The organism is Litorisediminicola beolgyonensis (assembly GCF_042679605.1).
GTDB lineage: Bacteria > Pseudomonadota > Alphaproteobacteria > Rhodobacterales > Rhodobacteraceae > Litorisediminicola > Litorisediminicola beolgyonensis.
In genome coordinates this window covers 71750-89626 of sequence record NZ_JBHTMU010000004.1, presented here as the reverse complement: position 1 = coordinate 89626, position 17877 = coordinate 71750, and the positions used below count along the sequence as shown (strand labels likewise).

The 17877-nt window shown below is 66.8% G+C and carries 16 protein-coding genes; 12 read left to right on the top strand and 4 right to left on the bottom strand.

What is annotated here, in order from left to right; all coding sequences use genetic code 11:
- Nucleotides 1-23 precede the first annotated feature (23 nt).
- The 8 genes from ACFQ4E_RS03690 to ACFQ4E_RS03655 all read left to right on the top strand — a co-directional run bounded on the left by ACFQ4E_RS03690 (nucleotide 24) and on the right by ACFQ4E_RS03655 (nucleotide 7302).
- Nucleotides 24-572, top strand: a complete 549-nt coding sequence (locus ACFQ4E_RS03690) for a TRAP transporter small permease (protein ID WP_386801569.1) — start codon at nucleotides 24-26, stop codon at nucleotides 570-572.
- A gap of 3 nt (nucleotides 573-575) precedes the next feature.
- On the top strand, nucleotides 576-1871 hold the full coding sequence (locus ACFQ4E_RS03685; protein ID WP_386801568.1) for a TRAP transporter large permease: 1296 nt from the start codon (nucleotides 576-578) through the stop codon (nucleotides 1869-1871).
- A gap of 31 nt (nucleotides 1872-1902) precedes the next feature.
- Nucleotides 1903-2664, top strand: coding sequence for an HpcH/HpaI aldolase family protein (locus ACFQ4E_RS03680; protein ID WP_386801567.1), 762 nt, complete (start codon nucleotides 1903-1905; stop codon nucleotides 2662-2664).
- 260 nt (nucleotides 2665-2924) lie between these two features.
- Entirely contained in the window at nucleotides 2925-3899 is a 975-nt protein-coding gene (gene phnD, locus ACFQ4E_RS03675; RefSeq protein WP_386801566.1) for a phosphate/phosphite/phosphonate ABC transporter substrate-binding protein, read from the top strand.
- Nucleotides 3900-3966: 67 nt separating this feature from the next.
- Nucleotides 3967-4770, top strand: coding sequence for a phosphonate ABC transporter ATP-binding protein (phnC, locus tag ACFQ4E_RS03670; protein ID WP_386801565.1), 804 nt, complete (start codon nucleotides 3967-3969; stop codon nucleotides 4768-4770).
- Nucleotides 4767-5585, top strand: coding sequence for a phosphonate ABC transporter, permease protein PhnE (gene phnE / locus ACFQ4E_RS03665; protein ID WP_386801564.1), 819 nt, complete (start codon nucleotides 4767-4769; stop codon nucleotides 5583-5585). The genes phnC and phnE (ACFQ4E_RS03665) overlap by 4 nt, the downstream gene beginning before the upstream one ends.
- The gene (gene phnE / locus ACFQ4E_RS03660) at nucleotides 5585-6400 is read left to right on the top strand and encodes a phosphonate ABC transporter, permease protein PhnE (protein WP_386801562.1); all 816 of its coding nucleotides are present in this window, start codon (nucleotides 5585-5587) and stop codon (nucleotides 6398-6400) included. Before phnE (ACFQ4E_RS03665) ends, phnE (ACFQ4E_RS03660) begins: the two co-directional genes overlap by 1 nt.
- A gap of 5 nt (nucleotides 6401-6405) precedes the next feature.
- Nucleotides 6406-7302, top strand: coding sequence for an HAD-IIA family hydrolase (locus tag ACFQ4E_RS03655; RefSeq protein ID WP_386801637.1), 897 nt, complete (start codon nucleotides 6406-6408; stop codon nucleotides 7300-7302).
- Here the strand turns inward: ACFQ4E_RS03655 and ACFQ4E_RS03650 are convergent.
- The 4 genes from ACFQ4E_RS03650 to ACFQ4E_RS03635 all read right to left on the bottom strand — a co-directional run bounded on the left by ACFQ4E_RS03650 (nucleotide 7299) and on the right by ACFQ4E_RS03635 (nucleotide 13119).
- Nucleotides 7299-8252, bottom strand: a complete 954-nt coding sequence (locus tag ACFQ4E_RS03650; RefSeq protein ID WP_386801636.1) for an acyltransferase family protein — start codon at nucleotides 8250-8252, stop codon at nucleotides 7299-7301. The two genes, ACFQ4E_RS03655 and ACFQ4E_RS03650, sit on opposite strands and share 4 nt — an antisense overlap.
- 283 nt (nucleotides 8253-8535) lie before the next feature.
- Nucleotides 8536-9273 (bottom strand): dienelactone hydrolase family protein, encoded by a 738-nt coding sequence (locus ACFQ4E_RS03645; protein ID WP_386801561.1) that lies wholly within the window; start codon nucleotides 9271-9273, stop codon nucleotides 8536-8538.
- Between the two features lie 583 nt (nucleotides 9274-9856).
- Entirely contained in the window at nucleotides 9857-11590 is a 1734-nt protein-coding gene (locus ACFQ4E_RS03640) for a hypothetical protein (protein WP_386801560.1), read from the bottom strand.
- Between the two features lie 5 nt (nucleotides 11591-11595).
- Nucleotides 11596-13119, bottom strand: coding sequence for a ShlB/FhaC/HecB family hemolysin secretion/activation protein (locus tag ACFQ4E_RS03635; protein WP_386801559.1), 1524 nt, complete (start codon nucleotides 13117-13119; stop codon nucleotides 11596-11598).
- 264 nt (nucleotides 13120-13383) lie between these two features.
- Between ACFQ4E_RS03635 and ACFQ4E_RS03630 the strand changes: the two genes are divergently transcribed.
- The 4 genes from ACFQ4E_RS03630 (at nucleotide 13384) to ACFQ4E_RS03615 (ending at nucleotide 17834) form a co-directional block, all read left to right on the top strand.
- Nucleotides 13384-14427 (top strand): SH3 domain-containing protein, encoded by a 1044-nt coding sequence (locus ACFQ4E_RS03630; protein WP_386801558.1) that lies wholly within the window; start codon nucleotides 13384-13386, stop codon nucleotides 14425-14427.
- A 46-nt stretch (nucleotides 14428-14473) separates the two neighbouring features.
- Nucleotides 14474-14794 (top strand): hypothetical protein, encoded by a 321-nt coding sequence (locus ACFQ4E_RS03625; RefSeq protein WP_386801557.1) that lies wholly within the window; start codon nucleotides 14474-14476, stop codon nucleotides 14792-14794.
- Between the two features lies 1 nt (nucleotide 14795).
- The gene (locus ACFQ4E_RS03620; protein ID WP_386801556.1) at nucleotides 14796-15110 is read left to right on the top strand and encodes a hypothetical protein; all 315 of its coding nucleotides are present in this window, start codon (nucleotides 14796-14798) and stop codon (nucleotides 15108-15110) included.
- Between the two features lie 276 nt (nucleotides 15111-15386).
- Nucleotides 15387-17834, top strand: coding sequence for a heavy metal translocating P-type ATPase (locus ACFQ4E_RS03615; RefSeq protein ID WP_386801555.1), 2448 nt, complete (start codon nucleotides 15387-15389; stop codon nucleotides 17832-17834).
- The last annotated feature ends 43 nt before the right edge of the window (nucleotides 17835-17877 follow it).

Genomic DNA, 17877 nt, shown 5'->3' with positions numbered 1-17877 from the left:
CTGGCGGCGCGGGGAAGACGGTTTTGGAAAAGCTTTCTCGACTGATCACCCGCGTCGCCGAACCCATCGCCGCCGCCATGCTGGCGGCGATGTTCATCACCTTTCTCCTCCAGATCTTCTCGCGCTACGTGATGCTCCAGCCCTTCGGATGGACGCTGGAGCTGTGCCTGATCCTCTGGGTCTGGATCGTGTTCTTCACCAATGCCTTCCTGGTGGGCGAGCGCGATCACGTCACCTTTGACATCCTCTACAATTCCGGCTCGCGCCGGGTCCGGACGGTTCTGGCGCTGATCTCGGCGGCGGCCATCGTCGCGGGCATGCTCTACGCCTTCCTTCCGACCGTCGACTATATCGACTGGATGAAGATGCGGCGGACCTCGACGGTGGAAAACCCGCTGACCGGAGAGCGCATTCCCCTGCGCACCATCTTCTCGATCTACGCGATCTTCATGGTGGTCGTGGCGCTGCGCTACGCGCTGCGCTTCGTGGCGATCCTGCGCGGCGGACCTCCGGACGCGGACCATGATCTCCTGAAGGACGCACCCGATGCCACCCGCGTCGAGGAGCGCTAGGCGATGACATTCGAACTGGCCGCCTGCCTTCTGACGCTCTTCCTGCTGGCCGGGATCGGCACGCCCATCGGCTACACGATCATCCTCGCCGCGACGGTCTATCTGGGCCTGAGCGGGCTCGATCTGGCGCTGACCGGCGAGAAGATCCTGCAGGGTCTCTACCGCAGCTTCATCCTGCTGGCGGTGCCGCTCTTCATCGTCGCCGCCAATATCATGAACGCGGGCACGATCTCGGAGTGGCTGCTGAACTTCTGCGTCGCGCTTGTGGGCCGCTTCCGGGGCGGGCTCGGCCATGTGAACGTGGTCGCGTCGCTGATCTTCTCGGGCATGTCCGGCTCGGCGGTGGCCGACGCGGCGGGGATCGGCAAGGTCATCATCGAGATGATGACCAAGGAGGGGCGCTACACCCGCGGATACGCCGCCGCGATCACCGCGGCTTCGGCGACCATCGGCCCGATCATTCCGCCCTCGATCCCGATGGTGCTCTATGCGCTCGTCTCGAACGCCTCGATCGGGGCGCTGTTTCTGGGCGGCATCGTGCCGGGTCTGGTGATGGGCGCCGTGCTGATGGGGATGAACGCCTATATCTCGCACAAGCGCGGTCTCGATATCGACGAGGCGGTGCCGCTCAGCGAACTCCCGGCCAAGACCGCGCGGGCCTTCCCGGCGCTCCTGATGCCGGTCATCCTGCTCTACGGCATCTACGGCGGCGTCACCACGCCGACCGAGGCCGCGGCGGTCGCGGCCTTTTACGCGCTCCTCCTGGCCGGTCTCTTCTACCGCGCGCTCAGCTGGCACACGCTTTACCGCATCTTCGTGGACAGCGCCCGCGCGTCGGGGGCGGTCGGGATCGTGATCGGCGGGGCGCTGATCCTGAACTTCATCGTCATCTCGGAGAACATCCCCGAGATGATGTCGAACCTCCTGACCGGAATCGACGTCTCGCCCATCGTCTTCCTGATCGGCGTGAACCTCCTGATCCTGGTGCTGGGCTGCGTGCTCGACGCGACGACGATCATCCTCGTTATCGTTCCGCTCTTCATCCCGACCTGCCGCGAACTCGGCATCGACCTCGTGCATTTCGGCGTGCTCGTGGTGGTCAACTCGATGATCGGCCTGATCACGCCGCCCTACGGCATCCTTCTCTTCGTCATCAACGCGGTGACCGGCATCCCGCTGCGCGAGATCATCGCCGAGATCTGGCCGTTCCTCGCGGCCTTGCTTGTCGCGCTCGTGATGGTGATGCTCTTTCCCGGAATCGTTCTCTTCCTGCCGCGCCTTTTCGGCTACGCGGGCTGAGACGTCGCTTTTCCCAACAGGACTTTCTTCGATGAACTTGCCCAAGAACCTCTTCAAGGCCCGTCTTGCCGCCGGCGAGCAGCAGATCGGCATCTGGAACACCCTGGGTGGCAACACCGTGCCCGAGATGCTGGCCGGGGCGGGCTATGACTGGGTTCTCGTGGATTGCGAACACGCCGCGGTCGAGACCATCGAGGTCCTCCCGGCGCTGCAGGCCATCGGGCAATATCCGGAGGTCTCGGCCGTCGTCCGGCCCGCCGCGAACGATCCGGTGCTCTTCAAGCGGCTTCTCGACATGGGCGCGCAGACCTTGCTCGTACCTTACGTGCAGAGCGTCGAGGAAGCGCAGACGGCGGTCTCGGCGATGCGTTACGGGCCGCACGGCATCCGCGGCATGGCCGGGATGATCCGGGCCACGCGCTACGGCCGGGTCGAGGAGTATTTCGCGCGCGCCTCCGAGGAGCTCTGCCTCATCCTCCAGGTCGAGACGATCTCGGCGATGGAACAGCTCGAGGAGATCGCGCAGGTCGACGGCGTCGATGGCATCTTCATCGGACCGGCGGATCTGAGCGCCAGCATGGGATTCCCCGGACAGACGTCCCATCCAGAGGTCATGGCCGTGATCGACGACGCGCTGGCGCGTCTGGCCCGGATCGGCGTGCCCTCGGGCATCCTGAGCCTCGACGACGCGCAGGCCCGCCACTTCATGGAGCGCGGCACGCGGTTTACCGCGGTCGGTGTCGATCTCGTGCTTCTGGCGAAGGCCGCGGATCAGCTTCGGACGGCGTTCTGAGGCAAGGCCGAGACCGTCGTCTCGCGTCGGTCCAGGGATCGCTCCGTTTCCCGCGATCCGGCACCGGCTGCGCGGGGCAGGTCAGCCGGTCCCCGCTCGCAGCCGCAACCTTCCGTCGGGAAAGGCAGAGGATCGTTCATTCGCCCGCGAATAATGACTTGTGCCCGGAGGCCGTCGCGGCGAGCTTAGGCACCAGATCGTCGGGTTCGGAGGCCCGGCGTGATCAAGGCGGCGGCAAGCCGCACCCAAGGGAGGATGACATGACTTCACGACTTTCCACGCTTCTCGGCGTGTCCGTTGCGGCATTGCTGTCGATGGGCGGCGCGGCCTCGGCGCAGGACTGCGAGCGCGGCGATCTCGATGCGCGCTACTGCGACACCGATGGCGACCTGATCGCCGATACGCCGACCGACGAGAGCGAGCTTCTGGATCCGGACACGCTGATCTTCGCCTATACCCCGGTCGAGGATCCGGCGGTCTACAAGGAGGCCTGGGCCGATTTCCTGACCTTCCTCGGCGAGAAGACCGGCAAGGAGATCGTCTTCTTCCCGGTCCAGTCGAACGCGGCGCAGATCGAGGCGATGCGCTCGGGCCGCCTGCATATCGCGGGCTTCAACACCGGCTCGAACCCGCTCGCGGTGAACTGCGCGGGCTTCCACCCGTTCACCATCATGGCGGCCGAGGACGGCTCCTACGGCTACGAGATGGAGATCATCACCTATCCCGACTCGGGCATCGAGGCGGTCGAGGACATCAAGGGCAAGCAGCTCGCCTTCACCTCGCCCACGTCGAACTCGGGCTTCAAGGCGCCCTCGGCGATCCTCAAGAGCGATTTCGACCTCGTGGCCGAGCGTGACTTCGAGCCGGTCTTCTCGGGCAAGCACGACAACTCGATCCTCGGCGTCGCCAACAAGGACTACCCGGCCGCCTCGATCGCCAACTCGGTCAAGCAGCGCATGGTCGAGCGCGAGGTGGTCACCAATGACCAGCTTAAGGTGCTCTACACCTCGCAGACCTTCCCGACGACCGGCTACGGCGTCGTCTACAACCTGACGCCGGAGCTGCAGCAGGCGATCCAGGACGCGTTCTTCGAGTTCGAATGGGAGGGCACCTCGCTTCAGGAGGAGTTCTCGAAGAACGGCGAGGCGCAGTTCATCCCGATCACCTACAAGGAAGAGTGGGACGTGATCCGCAAGATCGACGCGGCGAACGACGTCAGCTACGCCTGCGAATAAGCGGCAATGGGCTTTCGGACGGTCCCCGGTACCGGGGGCCGTCCCAACGACAAGACCGGGACGGGACATGCTGCGGCTCAAGACACTTACGAAAACCTACAAGACCGGGGATACCGCGCTCAAAGCGGTCGACCTCGAAGTGCCGAGCGGCCAGGTTCTGGCGCTGATCGGACCCTCGGGGGCGGGCAAGTCCACGTTGATCCGCTGCATCAACCGGCTCGTGGAGCCGACCGAGGGCGAGGTCTGGCTGGACGAGACCGAGCTGACCGGGCTCGGCGCGGGCGCGCTCAGGCGGGCGCGGCGCGAGATGGGGATGATCTTCCAGGAATACGCTCTGGTCGAGCGGCTGACGGTGATGGAGAACGTCCTGTCGGGACGGCTCGGCTATGTGGGCTTCTGGCGCAGCTTCCTGCGCCGCTACCCGCAGAAAGACGTGGACGAGGCCTTCCGCCTTCTGGATCGCGTCGGGCTTCTGCACATGGCCGACAAGCGCGCCGACGAGCTTTCGGGCGGTCAGCGGCAGCGCGTCGGCATCTGCCGCGCGCTCATCCAGGACCCGAAGCTTCTTCTGGTCGACGAGCCGACCGCCTCGCTCGATCCCAAGACCAGCCGCCAGATCATGCGGCTCATCACCGAGCTCTGCCGCGAGCGCGGGCTGGCCGCGATCATCAACATCCATGACGTGGCGCTGGCGCAGCGCTTCGTGCCGCGCGTCGTCGGCCTGCGCTTCGGCGAGATCGTCTTCGACGGGCCGCCCGACGGGCTGACGCCCGACAAGCTGACCGAGATCTACGGCGAGGAGGATTGGGAGGCCACCATCGAGAAGGTCGACGAGGACGAGGCCGAGAGCGAGGGGGAGGCCGCGGAATGACCACCCATCGCGAGCTCGACGACATGCTCGGGCGCCGCTGGCGCAAGCCGCCGCTGGTCAGCAATCCGGCGCTGCGCTGGGGGCTCCTGGCGCTCTTCGTCGCCTACATGATCGCCGCTGTCCTGACCATCGAGGTCGACTGGGGCCGGGTCTACGAGGGGCTCGACCGCGGCTGGGAATTCATCCTGTCCTTCACGCGTCCCGATTTCGTCTCGCGCTGGGGCGACATCTGGGCCGGGCTGATCGAGAGCATCGTGATGACCGTCGCGGCCTCGGTCGTGGGCATCCTGATCTCGATCCCCATCGGCCTTGGCGCCGCGCGCAACATCGCGCCGCTGCCGGTCTACGTGATCTGCCGCGCCATCGTCGCGATCAGCCGCGCGCTGCAGGAGATCATCGTGGCGATCCTCCTGGTGGCGATCTTCGGCTTCGGACCGCTCGCGGGCTTCCTGACGCTCTCCTTCGCGACCATCGGCTTCCTGTCGAAGCTCCTGGCCGAGGACATCGAGTCGATGGACCGGGTGCAGGCCGAGGCGATCCGCGCCTCGGGCGCGCGCTGGATGCAGTGGATCAATTACGGCGTCCAGCCGCAGGTGATGCCGCGTCTCGTGGGCCTGTCGATGTACCGCATCGACATCAACTTCCGCGAAAGCGCGATCCTCGGGCTCGTCGGCGCGGGTGGCATCGGCGCGACCCTCAACACCGCCTTCGACCGCTACGAGTATGACACCGCCGCCGCCATCCTGATCCTGATCATCGGCATCGTGATGGCGCTCGAATATCTCTCGGGCGTGATCCGGGCGAGGGTGCAGTAATGCCGGTCTCGGAACAGGGGGGCGTCACCACCTGGCGCCGTCGCACCACCGGGCAGAGCCTGGTGCGCTGGTTCGGCTGGCTGATCGGGCTCGCGGTGTTTCTCTATTGCTGGCAGCAGATCTCGGCGGCGACGACCTGGTTCTTCGTCAGGGACGCGCCGCGGATCGCGGGCGACATCTGGAGCCGCGCCACCCCGCCGCGCTGGGAGTATATCGCGCAGCTCGGCCGTCCGATCTGGGACACGCTCAACATCGCGACGCTCGGCACGCTCATCTCGCTCCTGCTGGCGGTGCCGGTGGCGTTTCTCGCCGCCAACAACACCACGCCCTCGCGGCTCTTCGTGCGGCCAATCGCGCTTCTGATCATCGTCTCGACACGCTCGATCAACTCGCTGATCTGGGCGCTCCTCTTGATCGCGATCATCGGGCCGGGGGTCTTCGCGGGCGTCGTCGCCATCGCCATCCGGTCGATCGGCTTCTGCGCCAAACTGCTCTACGAGGCCATCGAAGAGATCGACCGCGTGCAGGTCGAGGCCATCACCGCCACCGGCGCGAGCCGCTGGCAGGTCATGGCCTACGGGATCGTGCCGCAAATCCTGCCTGCCTTCGCCGGCATCGCGGTCTTCCGCTGGGACATCAACATCCGCGAGTCGACGGTGCTGGGCCTCGTCGGGGCCGGGGGCATCGGGCTGCAGCTGCAATCCTCGCTCAACGTCCTCGCCTGGCCGCAGGTGAGCCTGATCCTCTTGGTGATCCTCGCCGCCGTTGTGCTCAGCGAATGGGTCTCGGCCAAGGTCCGGGAGGCGATCATTTGACCTCCATGACCTCGGACGCGGCGCTTGCGGCCTACGAGGCCGCACGCGCCCGCCTTCCCGACGCGCCGAGCCCTGTCGCTGCTCCGGAGAGAGTGGCGTCGCTCGCAGATCTCGCGCCGCGCTTCGACGCCTTCTTTCTCGATGCGTTCGGGGTCCTGAATGTCGGCGAAGACGCGATCCCGGGCGCGCCCGAGCGCATCGCGGCGCTTCAGGACGCAGGGAAACGGGTGCTGGTGGTGTCGAACGCCGCCGGGTTTCCGCATGACCGGCTGATGGAGAAATACGCGCGTCTCGGCTTCAAGTTCGCGCCCGAGGACGTGGTCACGAGCCGCAAGGCCCTGGCCGTCGCGGTCGGAGACGGCGCGGGCCGCCGCTGGGGACTGATGGTCAGCGACGGCGTGGACGCGGCCGAGTTCGACGCGCTGGACCACCGTCGCCTGCGCGACGACCCTGAGGATTACGACACGGTCGACGCGGTCCTGATGATCGGCAGCGCCACCTGGACCGAGGAACGGCAGAGCCTTCTGGAGGCCGCTCTCCTCGAGCGGCCACGCCCGGTCCTGGTCGGCAATCCCGATATCGTCGCGCCGCGCGCCGAGGGCTTCTCGGTCGAGCCCGGCTCGTATGCGCATCGCCTCGCGGACAGGACAGGCGTTGCGCCCGAGTTCTACGGCAAGCCCTTCGCCAATATCTTCGATCTCGCCTTCGCGCGGGTGCCGGACGTGCCGCGCGAGCGGATCGTGATGGTGGGCGACAGCCTGCACACCGATATCCTCGGCGCGCGCGTCGCCGGGATTGCCGCAGCCCTCGTCACCGATCACGGCTTTCCCTCCGGTCGCGATCTCGACCTGGATACCGACGCGACCGGCATCCGCCCCGACTACGTCATGGGCTCTCCCTAGCCGACGTTGAACTCCGCCGATCTGCGCAAACCGGCCCGGTCGCTCCGGGGCGACCGGAACGGCATCTCGATCGTCTGGTAGGTCAGCCGCGCCAGCAGGATCGAGACGAGCGAGGTGATGGTGAAGGACGCCACGGCTGGCGCGTCCACCAGGATCATCGCGATGGGGAAATGCCAGAGATAGACCCCGAACGAGATCCGCCCAAGGGCCGTCAGGCCCGGCGCGCGCATCAGCGCCATCGGTGCGGCGACGAGCCCTGCGACGGCAACCATCGCAAGCAGTCCGACGACCGCCACCGGTATCGCGGTCGTGCCAATCGCGATGAACCCCAGGATCATCAAGGCGGCCGGTGCCGCCCACTGCGCCACCGAGCGTTTCAGCGGCGGCAAGCAGGCGAGGATGGCTCCGAGGAAAATCGTCGATGCCCGGGAGATGGGCAGGCCATATGCCGCTTTATGCATGCCGGAGGTATCGAGCATGCTCCAGAGCACGACGCTGAACACGGCGCAAACGAGCGCGCCGATGGCGAACTGGAGCCTGTCGCGTCCGAGCGCGAGCAATCCGATGATGGCGTAGCAGAGGATTTCGACCGTCAGCGTCCAGGTGTGGCTGATATAGGTGATCGCTCCGGTTGCGAAACGCGGGCCTTCAAGGAAGACCGCTGCGCCGACCGCTTCCCAATAGGGCCGCTCGAAGGTCGAGAAGGCGGCGAAGCACACGAGGCAGACGACAAGCAGCAGCGGCCAGATGCGGCGCAGCCTGCGGGCCATGAAATCGGTCCAGCTCAGTTCCTGCTCGAGAGCGATGCGCGCCGTGAGGTAGCCGCTGAGAGCGAAGAACAGTTCCACGCCGACAAGCCCGGCATTGGGCAGCCAAGGCGTGGTGTGCAGTATCACGACGAGGGCGACGGCAAGGCCGCGCAAGCCCTCCAATTCTGGAATGAATTTCATCAGCAACCCTAACCAGGACAATCGGCACGAAACCCGGCCATCATCGGTGCTAGGGGCGTGTTTGTCACCTTTTTCATGGTGAGATTGGGTCAAAAATGTGACCCGGATATCTGCAAATAGAGCCAATAGGGCGTCGTCAGGCGGATCGTCGTGCGTCTCGATACAACGGCTCGGCGGTGTTGCGTGTGTGGCGATTGGGGAGCTCACCCGAGACGTGTGTCGCTCCGTGATATAGGATGCGCCGCGACCCGGCTGGCCGCGGCGCGTCTCTCACTTCAGCCGATCAGCCGTCGAAGCGCTCTTCGAGGAAAGTCGAGAACGCCTCCCAGCTCGCGGTGTCGGCGCGTTCCTGGTAGCGATCGGAGTCGAAGACCGTGAAGGCGTGCGGGGCGTTCGAGTAGACCTCGATCGTGTAGGTATTGCCGGAGGCCTCCATCTCCTCGGCCAGGGTCGCGACATCGCTCATCGTGATCGACGTATCCGCGCCCCCGTGCATGACGAGGACCGGCGGCTCGTCGCCGTCCCAGGACTGGCCCTCCGGGGTCGAGAGTCCGCCGTGGAAGGTGGCGTAGCCCTGCGCCATGTCCGCCATGTCGCTCCGGGCCATCTCGAGCGTCACGGCGCCGCCGAAGCAGTAACCCATGACCACCATCCGGTCGATGTCGCTGAGCGAGGTCGCCTGCTCGATCCCGGCCTGGATCAGCGCCCGCATCCGCTCGCGATCCTCGTAGAGCGCGCCGGTCGCGGCACGGCGGTGATCGACGGTCTCGGTCGGCGTCTCGTCACCGAACATGTCGAGCGCGAAGGCGTTGTAGCCCATCTCGGCCAGCATGTCGGCGCGCTGGCGCTCGTAATCGGTCATGCCGTCCCAGTCCTGCACGATCAGCACGAGGCCCTTGGGGTTTTCCGCCTCGGCCCAATAGCCGGTGAACGCTTCGCCATCCACGGTATAGGACACATCTTCCGCGAGGGCGGGTGCGGCGACCACCGCGGCTGTGAGAGCGAGTGAGAGTGTTTTCATCTTCCATCCCTTTCTGAGCTTCGACAGAGGGGCCGCAGGTTGGTCCCGCGACGCAATTTCGGCGCTTGGGATGGTGGGCCGGTTCGGTCACAGGACAAGTCAGACGCGCGTGCGCCTCGCCGTCATGTGACCGCGCGGGAGGGATTGGCTTGTTCAGTACTCCGGATCGAGGCCCGCTCGGGTGAGCATCTGTCTTGGGTGGGATGCGCGTCACTCTGCAGACGGGAACGACCGTGAGGTGGCGGGCACCGCTCGCTGCGGGCTGACGCATGGAAGACGTCGAAGGCAGGGGGTACTTGGTGCTCGAACCTGCGCGCAGGTGCGCATCATGGAGACGGTATCAGGACGAGGGAGGCCGATCTCACCGATACGATGATGTCGATCCGGGGGCAGTGCCGTTCGGTTTGGGCTGGATCGGAAACGGTCAGAAACGACCCAACATTCTCAGCAGGTGCGACCGATGCGTGCGGCCCCCCCTTGTGGCCAGTCAATCGGATCGTCGCCCTATCGGAAGTCGCTCGGTTGCGGAGCACGCGAGGCGGCGACGCGGCAGGCGACCCTCGATCGCCTGCCGCACCCGTCTTCAATCTTTCCGCCGCTTGATCGAGATGATGCAGTTCGCGTGTCTCGGGTGCAAAGCGGGAAGGTCGCGGCCAAGCACGTCTACGGACCCGACATGGCGCAGGGCGCCGGCCTGGGCCGCCTCGCTGTCGGCATACGTCCTGCGCTTGCCGTGACCGCTGGCGAGGCACCGCCAGGTGCGGCCGTCGCGTCCGGCGAATTTCGGGGCGTCGTGCTGCTCCTGCCGACCCAGGGTGCGGGTGATGTGCTCGGGCGCGAGCGGCGGCTTCGCCAGGGTCGGAGTGTGGGCGACCTTGGCTCCGCCCGAGGTCGAGATCACGAGCTGGCGCGCGGGGCGCGGTTTCGGGCGCTGCAGCATGATGAGGGTCGACGGGACCTGCGGGACGCTTGTTCCCGGGGTATGGGGGCGCGTCTGCCCGGTGGCGACGGTCGTGGCGGGGCCCCGGGGCGGCACCGTCTGCGTCGTGGCAGTCGGCACGCGCTGCGGCTGTTGCGTGGGCGTGCCTTGTGGGATCGCGGTCGGCACCTGCTGGGGCTGGGCGGTCGGGACCCGTTGGGGGGCGAGGTCCGGTGTCCGCTGCGCTGTCGCCGTCGGCACCTGCTGCGGGATCGGGGTCGGAACCTGTTGCGGCGTCGCTTGCGGGATTGCTGTCGGAACCTGTTGAGGAACCGCGACGGGACCGCGCTGCGGCGTCTGTCCGGCTGCCAGAGGCGGCACCCGCTGCGGGATCGCGGTCGGTATCGCCTGCGGTACTTGGGTCGGCGTCGCCTGCGGAATCGCCTGGGGAACCGCCTGCGGAACTCTCTGCATCAGCTGCGGGATGCGCTGCGGCACGGCCTGGGGCGTCGGCGTGGGCACGCGGGTCGGCACGAGCTGCGGCGTCGCCTGCGGCACGCGCTCCGGTGTCGGCGGAATGATCACGCTGGCCGAGACCGGGCCGTAGCCGGTGACCGTGGTCGGCGGGTTCGGCACGACGACGATCGGCGGCAGTTGCTGACCGGTGAAGGACGGGCCGCGGGTGCCCTGGGGCGGGATCACCGGGCTCGTGCCGGTCAGCACGGCCTGCGGTTGCGGCGTCACCGTGACGGGCAGGGGCTGCGTGCCGGTGAGCGGCGGGTTGGGCACGCCTTGGGGCACCGGCGGTCGTCCGGTGCCGGTGAGCACCTGCTGGGGCTGGGGCTGCACGTTGATCTGCTGCGGCTGGCCTCCGGTGAAGGGCGGATTGGGCACGCCTTGGGGCACCGGCGGACGTCCGGTGCCGGTGAGCACCTGCTGGGGCAGGGGCTGCAGGACGATCGGCTGCGGTTGGCCTCCGGTGAAGGAGGGTGTCGGCGTCGTCTGTAGGAGAGGCACCGGGCCGACGCCGGTCAGGACGGGGGTCTGGATCGGCGTGACCACGATCCCCTGTCCGGTGATCGACGGGCTGGGCTGGGACGGGGTGACCGGAGATGTTCCGGTCACGACCTGCTGGGGCAGCGGGTCGACCTTGATGACGGTCTGGGTCTGCGAGGGCGTGGTCGGCTGCCCCGGACCGGTCGCGGGAAGCTGGGTCGCGGTCGGTACGGTGCTCGGGATTGCGGTAGTGGTCGTGCCACCGCCGCCTCCGGCAGCGCAATCGGGGCTCGAATGCTTGTTTCCGACGCCGATGCAGAAACCGAAGTGATTGCCATTGGCGAAGGCGGAGACGGGAAGAACCGCGAGGACCGCGGCCAGGATCAGTGGATGTCGGGTCATGCCGGTTACCAACTCTTTGTCAGGCCGAGGTAGAGCGCCGGATCACCTGCCTCGGTGTCCGCGCCGTCCTTGAGCGGGGTTGCAACATAGGTGCGGGCGAGAAAGCCGCCGGAAAACTCGAGATCGAGGCCGAGGCCGAGCGAGGCGAGCTCGATGTCACCAGCCTCGTCGCCGGTCGCATCGTTGTTCGAGACCCGGCCGATATCGACGAAGCCGTAGGGACGGAGCCGCTGCACCGTGCCGCCGCCCGGGAAGAGATCGCGGCTGACCTCCAGCGTCGCGGAATAGCCGCTGTCGCCTTGCGCCTCGGCGAAGAGATAGCCGCGCTCGTCCCAGCGCCCGCCGAGATGGAACTCCTCGATGCTGGGCAACTGATCCGAGGACGCCTGGCCCCAGAGCTCGGCCCGGACGGTCGAGTCCGGTCCGAACCAGCCGACCGGGTGCTCGTATCCGAAGCCGAAGCGCAGATAGGAGAACGTCTCGTCGCCATCCGTCTGCGCGCCGCTGTCGTCGCGCTGGCGTCCGTGGGTCAGGTTGAGCGCATATTCGTAGGCGCCGCCGGTCTCGAGTGCCTTGCCGAAGATCCAGCCCGCGCTGACCGCATCCACGGTGCTGTCGAAGGACTGCCCCTCGACATCGACATCCGACGAGGAGCGGCGCAGTTCGAGCAGCCCGTAGCCATAGGTCTCGACATCGCGGACGACAGGGTATCCGAGCGCCAGGAGGGCGGTGTGCCCGAGGATATCGGTCTGCTGAAGCGCTCCGCTGGCATCACGCTCCGCTGTGACGGTTCCGAGGTAGCCCTCGGCGAAGGCACCGGACCCGCCGAGCGGCAGGCGGTAGGTCGCCGCGCCCCAGAGCGAACTGCTCTCGCCGTCATACCCGGCATTTCCGGCCAGATCGAAGCGCAGGAGATCGCCGGGGGTCAGCGCGCTCAGATAGGTCTGGCTCAGGCTGAGCGTCAGGGTCTCGCCGATCTCGCGGGAGGGATGGTCGAGCGTCACCGACCCGAAGCGGGTGTCCACGGCCTCGGCCACGATCCGGGCATGCGCATGTGCCTGACCCGGGGGGTAGTCGAACTCGGCCGAGGCGGTCACGGATTCGATGTCCTCGACCAGCATGATCGCGCGCTCGAACTCCTTGAGCGTGACGCCGCGCTTGGCGACGACGGGGCTCATATAGGCGCGGATCAGCCGGGCCGTGTCCGCGTCGACGCCCTCGATCGACAGGGTTCCGATCTCGCCCTCGTCGACGACCAGGGTGTGGCCGTCATCGGCGATGAAGACCTCGGCCAGGAAGTAGCCGTCCTCGAGATAGATCGTCTCGACCGTCTGGGCGAGATCGCCGATCGAGGTCCGCCCGGTCCGCTCGAGGACCAGATGCGAAGCGAAGCCGAGAAGCTCGGCAGGGTCGTAATGGGTAACACCGGTAATATTGAACTGCACATGACCGTCCCTGGTCTGTGCACCGATCTCGTAAGGAACGGCGATAGAACAGGACGCGGCCAGAATCATGGCGACGTGTTTCATGGCTTTTTGCCCTAATCTGTGCGGCACCGGACAGCATAACGCCTGATCCCGGACCCGCACCCTTGCCGGGTCGCACACGTCCCGGTGGTAAAATCCTGTTGCGCATATGCCGTGAGCGCCGAACCGGGACGACACCGGAGGGAGACGCCGCTCTGCGTGGTTCCGCGGTCTGAGACCTCAGGCTTGATCCGAGAGGCGGTCTGCGCGATCCTCGTGTCGTTGTTTTCCCATTACGCAAAAAATTCATGATCCTTGAGGATTCCCATGCGCATATCCCGCATTCTTCTCGCAGCCAGCCTCTTCGTGGCGATCGGCCTCAGCGCCGATGCCCAGGACCGAACCGTCGATGTCCGCTTCCCTGCTGGCGCGACCGGGACCAGCATTTCCGACAGTGTCAGCGGGCGCGACGCCGTGCTCTACCGGATCGGTGCGGAAGCCGGTCAGACGATGTCGGTTGCGATGACTGCCAATAACGCGGCCACCTATTTCAACATCTACGAGCCCGGGCGCGGGCTTGGCGACGAGGCGCTGGTGATCGGCGAGTTCACCGATCCGATGAACGCTTGGGTCGGCACGCTTCCGGCCTCGGGTGAGTATACCGTCGCGGTCTTCCTCTACCGCGCCGCCGCGCGCCGGGGCGAGAGCTCGAGCTACACGCTCGATCTGTCGGTCACCGGTGCGATGGCGCCGAGTGTGCAGGCGGATTACGCCGACGGGCTCGAAGGGGGCCCGGATTTCTTCGAGGTCGCGGTCTCGGGCGGCGGTCAGCTCAATATGCGCTCGGCCCCCTCGGCCGGGGCTGCGGTCGTGACGCAGCTTCGCAACGGCCAAGGCGTGCGCAATCTCGGCTGCCGGATGTCCGAGGGGCGGCGCTGGTGCCAGATCGCGACGCTGGCCGATCCCGGTGCCCAGGGCTGGGCGGCGGGCGAGTTCCTGATCGAGGGCACCGGCCAGGCTTCCGCCCCGGCGGCGACGCCTGTCGCGAGCGGCGGAGGCGGCGGCGAGACCCGCGTGCAATTCGCCGCTGGCACCTCCGGGGCCGAGCTGCGCGGGACACTGGCCCCGGGAGAGTCGCATCGCTACCTCCTGAACGCGCGCGACGGGCAGAATCTCTACACGCGCGTCGCGCCGGATGGCGGCCCGATCTCTTACCAGATCTTCAATCCCGACCGCAGCTTCCTGCTCGAGCAGATCAGCAGCGACCGGGAGTACCGGGGCCAGCTCTGGCAATCGGGCGATCACGTGATCGAAGTGATCAACCGCACCGGCGCACCGTCGGGCTATTCCGTCATCATCGGTATCGAGTGAGCGCCTTTCGGGCCAATCCTTCCCTTTTTTCGGAGACAGAGACCCAATGACCTTTTCAAGAAGCGCCCTGGCCGTGTTCGCGGCTCCCCTCATCCTCGGGGGCTGCGTCGAGGATGACGGCTCCTCGATGGCACCCGCTCCCGAGGCCGGCATGCCGAGCGTCGGCAGCGCCAATGATCTGAGCGAATTCCAAGGGGCCCGCGCCGGACAGGCCGAGGGCGGCCTGATGGCGCTCGGATACCAGCCGGTGCGAAGCCAGGGCCTGACCACCTACTGGTTCAACCGTGACACCGGCGCTTGTGCCGAGATCGTCACCGCAAACGGGCGCTATTCCAGCGTCACCATGCTGCCCGCGGAGGATTGCTGACATGACCGGACCACACACACGCGTCTTCGGAGCGCTGACCGCCCTTGGCCTTCTTGCGGCCTGCGCAGATGTCGGCGGCACGTCCGACGCCTCGGTCTCCGCATCCATCCCGACCGCGGCCGAGCAGGCCTGCCTTCGGGATGTGACGGTCGAGACCAACAACCCCGACGTCGTGCTCCTGGGCTCGGAGTTTTCCGAAGCCGGGACCATGGTCCGCGTCGGCGTCGGCGAGATGCGCGCGCCCTGGCAGTGCATCGCCTATAGCGACGGCACGACCGCCGGGATCATGTCGCTGACCAACGAAGGCACGCTTTAAGGCCTGTCAGCCCGGGTCGGCGAGAAACCCTCTCGCCGACCCGGAAGCGCGGGCGGGCTCGACGGAGCGTGGCCGCATCGCCCTTGTGGCCGCGGAGAGTTTGCCCCGGAACCGGATTTCTTGTTCGTGCAGGTCAGCCTGATCTGCACAACGCAAGCCTGTCCTACCTCGCGCTCTCGGGACGCAGGTGACGAATATCGCAACACGCCCTTGACCTTCCGGTCACTGGAAGCCCCAAGTCTCTGATCGGACCGCGACAGAAGGGGAGCTTGTGCGATGGCCGACGCCGAAACAACCAAGAGCGCTGAGATCATCCGGGATCCCGTCTGCGGCATGACGGTCGATCCGGATGCGGGAAAGCCCACAAGTGTCCATGAGGGCCATACCTACCATTTCTGCTCGGAGGGCTGCCGGCGGAAATTCGAGGACTCCCCCGAGACCTATCGCACCGCGGAGGATCCGGTGTGCGGGATGACCGTCGAGCGGGCGACTGCGGCTCATTTCCTCAAGCATGAGGGCGAAAAATTCTATTTTTGCTCAAAGGGCTGCAAGACGAAGTTCGAGGCCGATCCGGAGGCCTATCTCGGCGACAGACCCGAGCCCGAGCCGATGCCCGAGGGCACGCTCTACACCTGTCCTATGGACCCTGAAATCGTGCAGGACCATCCGGGCGATTGTCCGATCTGCGGCATGGCGCTCGAGCCGATGACGCCCTCGCTCGACAGCGGCCCGCATCCCGAATACGTCGATTTCAAGCGGCGGCTCTGGATCACCGCGCCGCTCGCGGCGGCCGTGTTCCTTCTGGAGATGGGCGCGCATGTCGGCATCCCGATCGACGAATGGCTCGGGCACACGACCTTCGTCTGGCTGCAATTTGCGCTGGCGACGCCTGTCGTCTGGTTCACCCGCATGTTCTTCAAGCGCGCCTGGACGTCGGTGAAGAACCGCAGCCCCAACATGTGGACACTGATCGGGCTCGGGACGGGCGCGGCCTACCTGTTCTCGATCGTCTCGATGCTCGCGCCCGGCGTCCTGCCGACGCAGATGCGGGACGGGATGGGGATGACGCCCGTCTATTTCGAAGCGACGGCGGTGATCCTGGTTCTCGTGCTGATCGGCCAGGTCATGGAGCTTGCCGCGCGCGAGCGCACCGGCGACGCGATCCGGGCCTTGATGGATCTCGCGCCCAAGACCGCGCGGCGCGTCGAAGGCGATACCGAGCGCGATGTGCCCCTGGAGGACCTGGCATCGGGCGACATCCTGCGGGTGCGCCCGGGCGAGAGCGTGCCGGTCGACGGGGTCGTGACCGAAGGCCGCTCCTCGGTCGACGAGAGCATGATCTCCGGAGAGCCGGTGCCGGTGGAGAAGGTGGAGGGCGAACCCGTCACCGGCGGGACGCTGAACAAGACCGGCTCCTTCCTGATGGAGGCGCAGAATGTCGGCGAGGACACGACCCTGAACCGGATCGTGCAGATGGTGGCCTCGGCGCAGCGCTCGCGCGCGCCGATCCAGGCGGTGGCCGACCGTGTCGCGGGCTATTTCGTTCCGACTGTGGTCGGGGTGGCGCTTCTTGCGTTCATTGCTTGGTGGGTCCTCGGGCCGAGCCCCGCGCTGTCCTATGCCTTCGTCGCCGCGGTCTCCGTCCTCATTATCGCGTGCCCCTGTGCGCTCGGCCTCGCCACGCCGATGTCGATCATGGTGGCGTCGGGTCGCGGCGCCAACGCAGGCGTGCTGATCCGGGATGCAGAGGCGCTCGAACGCTTCGCCAAGGTCGATGCGCTCATCGTCGACAAGACCGGCACCTTGACGGAAGGCAAGCCGACGCTCACCGATGTGGAGGTTCAAGGGATCGACGAAACCGAGCTCCTGACACTCGTGGCCGCGCTCGAGCGCGGATCGGAGCATCCGCTCGCCGAAGCGCTCGTCGCGGGCGCGGAGGAGCGCGGTGCTGCGCGCCAAGACAGCCGAGATTTCGAGGCGATCACCGGCAAGGGCGTCACCGGCACCGTCGGCTCCCGCGCGGTCGCGCTAGGAAACGCGGCGCTGATGCGCGACCTCTCGGTCGAGACCGGAGCGATGGCCGAGCGCGCCAAGACGCTGCAGACCGAGGGCAAGACGGCGATGTTCGTCGCGGTCGACGGCAATTTGGCGGGCCTCGTGGCCGTGGCCGACCGGATCAAAGAGACGACGCCGGACGCGATCCGCAGCCTGCACGAGCTGGGCCTCCGGATCGTCATGGCGACGGGCGATGCCCGCGCCACGGCCGAAGCCGTGGCCAGGGAGCTCGGCATCGACGAGGTCCATGCGGAGGTCAGCCCGGAGGACAAGAACGCCTTGGTGAAATCCCTGAAAAGCGAGGGGCTTTCGGTCGCGATGGCAGGCGACGGCGTGAACGACGCGCCCGCGCTGGCCGAGGCCGATGTCGGCATCGCCATGGGCACCGGCGCCGATGTGGCGGTCGAGAGCGCCGGGATCACGCTGGTGAAGGGCGATCTCACCGGGATCGTGCGTGCGCGCAGGCTGGCCGAAGCGACGATGCGGAACATCCGGCAGAACCTCTTCTTCGCCTTCATCTACAACTCGGCCGGCGTGCCGATCGCGGCCGGTATTCTCTACCCGTTCTTCGGGGTTCTTCTCTCGCCGATCTTCGCGGCGGCGGCGATGAGCCTCTCGTCGGTGTCGGTCATCGGAAACGCCTTGCGGCTGCGGGCGCAGAAGCTGTGAGACCGCTCCGTGACGCCGATACCGAAGAGTTGCGCGGGGCCGA

Excerpts from the sequence above, each read along its gene's own strand:
- ACFQ4E_RS03620 (WP_386801556.1), top strand. The coding sequence starts at position 14,796 with ATGACCGGACCACACACACGCGTCTTCGGAGCGCTGACCGCCCTTGGC.
- ACFQ4E_RS03635 (WP_386801559.1), bottom strand. The coding sequence starts at position 13,119 with ATGAAACACGTCGCCATGATTCTGGCCGCGTCCTGTTCTATCGCCGTT.
- ACFQ4E_RS03680 (WP_386801567.1), top strand. The coding sequence starts at position 1,903 with ATGAACTTGCCCAAGAACCTCTTCAAGGCCCGTCTTGCCGCCGGCGAG.
- phnE (WP_386801564.1), top strand. The coding sequence starts at position 4,767 with ATGACCACCCATCGCGAGCTCGACGACATGCTCGGGCGCCGCTGGCGC.
- ACFQ4E_RS03630 (WP_386801558.1), top strand. The coding sequence starts at position 13,384 with ATGCGCATATCCCGCATTCTTCTCGCAGCCAGCCTCTTCGTGGCGATC.
- phnC (WP_386801565.1), top strand. The coding sequence starts at position 3,967 with ATGCTGCGGCTCAAGACACTTACGAAAACCTACAAGACCGGGGATACC.
- ACFQ4E_RS03645 (WP_386801561.1), bottom strand. The coding sequence starts at position 9,273 with ATGAAAACACTCTCACTCGCTCTCACAGCCGCGGTGGTCGCCGCACCC.
- ACFQ4E_RS03655 (WP_386801637.1), top strand. The coding sequence starts at position 6,406 with ATGACCTCGGACGCGGCGCTTGCGGCCTACGAGGCCGCACGCGCCCGC.
- ACFQ4E_RS03640 (WP_386801560.1), bottom strand. The coding sequence starts at position 11,590 with ATGACCCGACATCCACTGATCCTGGCCGCGGTCCTCGCGGTTCTTCCC.
- ACFQ4E_RS03625 (WP_386801557.1), top strand. The coding sequence starts at position 14,474 with ATGACCTTTTCAAGAAGCGCCCTGGCCGTGTTCGCGGCTCCCCTCATC.
- ACFQ4E_RS03615 (WP_386801555.1), top strand. The coding sequence starts at position 15,387 with ATGGCCGACGCCGAAACAACCAAGAGCGCTGAGATCATCCGGGATCCC.
- ACFQ4E_RS03650 (WP_386801636.1), bottom strand. The coding sequence starts at position 8,252 with ATGAAATTCATTCCAGAATTGGAGGGCTTGCGCGGCCTTGCCGTCGCC.
- ACFQ4E_RS03685 (WP_386801568.1), top strand. The coding sequence starts at position 576 with ATGACATTCGAACTGGCCGCCTGCCTTCTGACGCTCTTCCTGCTGGCC.
- phnE (WP_386801562.1), top strand. The coding sequence starts at position 5,585 with ATGCCGGTCTCGGAACAGGGGGGCGTCACCACCTGGCGCCGTCGCACC.
- phnD (WP_386801566.1), top strand. The coding sequence starts at position 2,925 with ATGACTTCACGACTTTCCACGCTTCTCGGCGTGTCCGTTGCGGCATTG.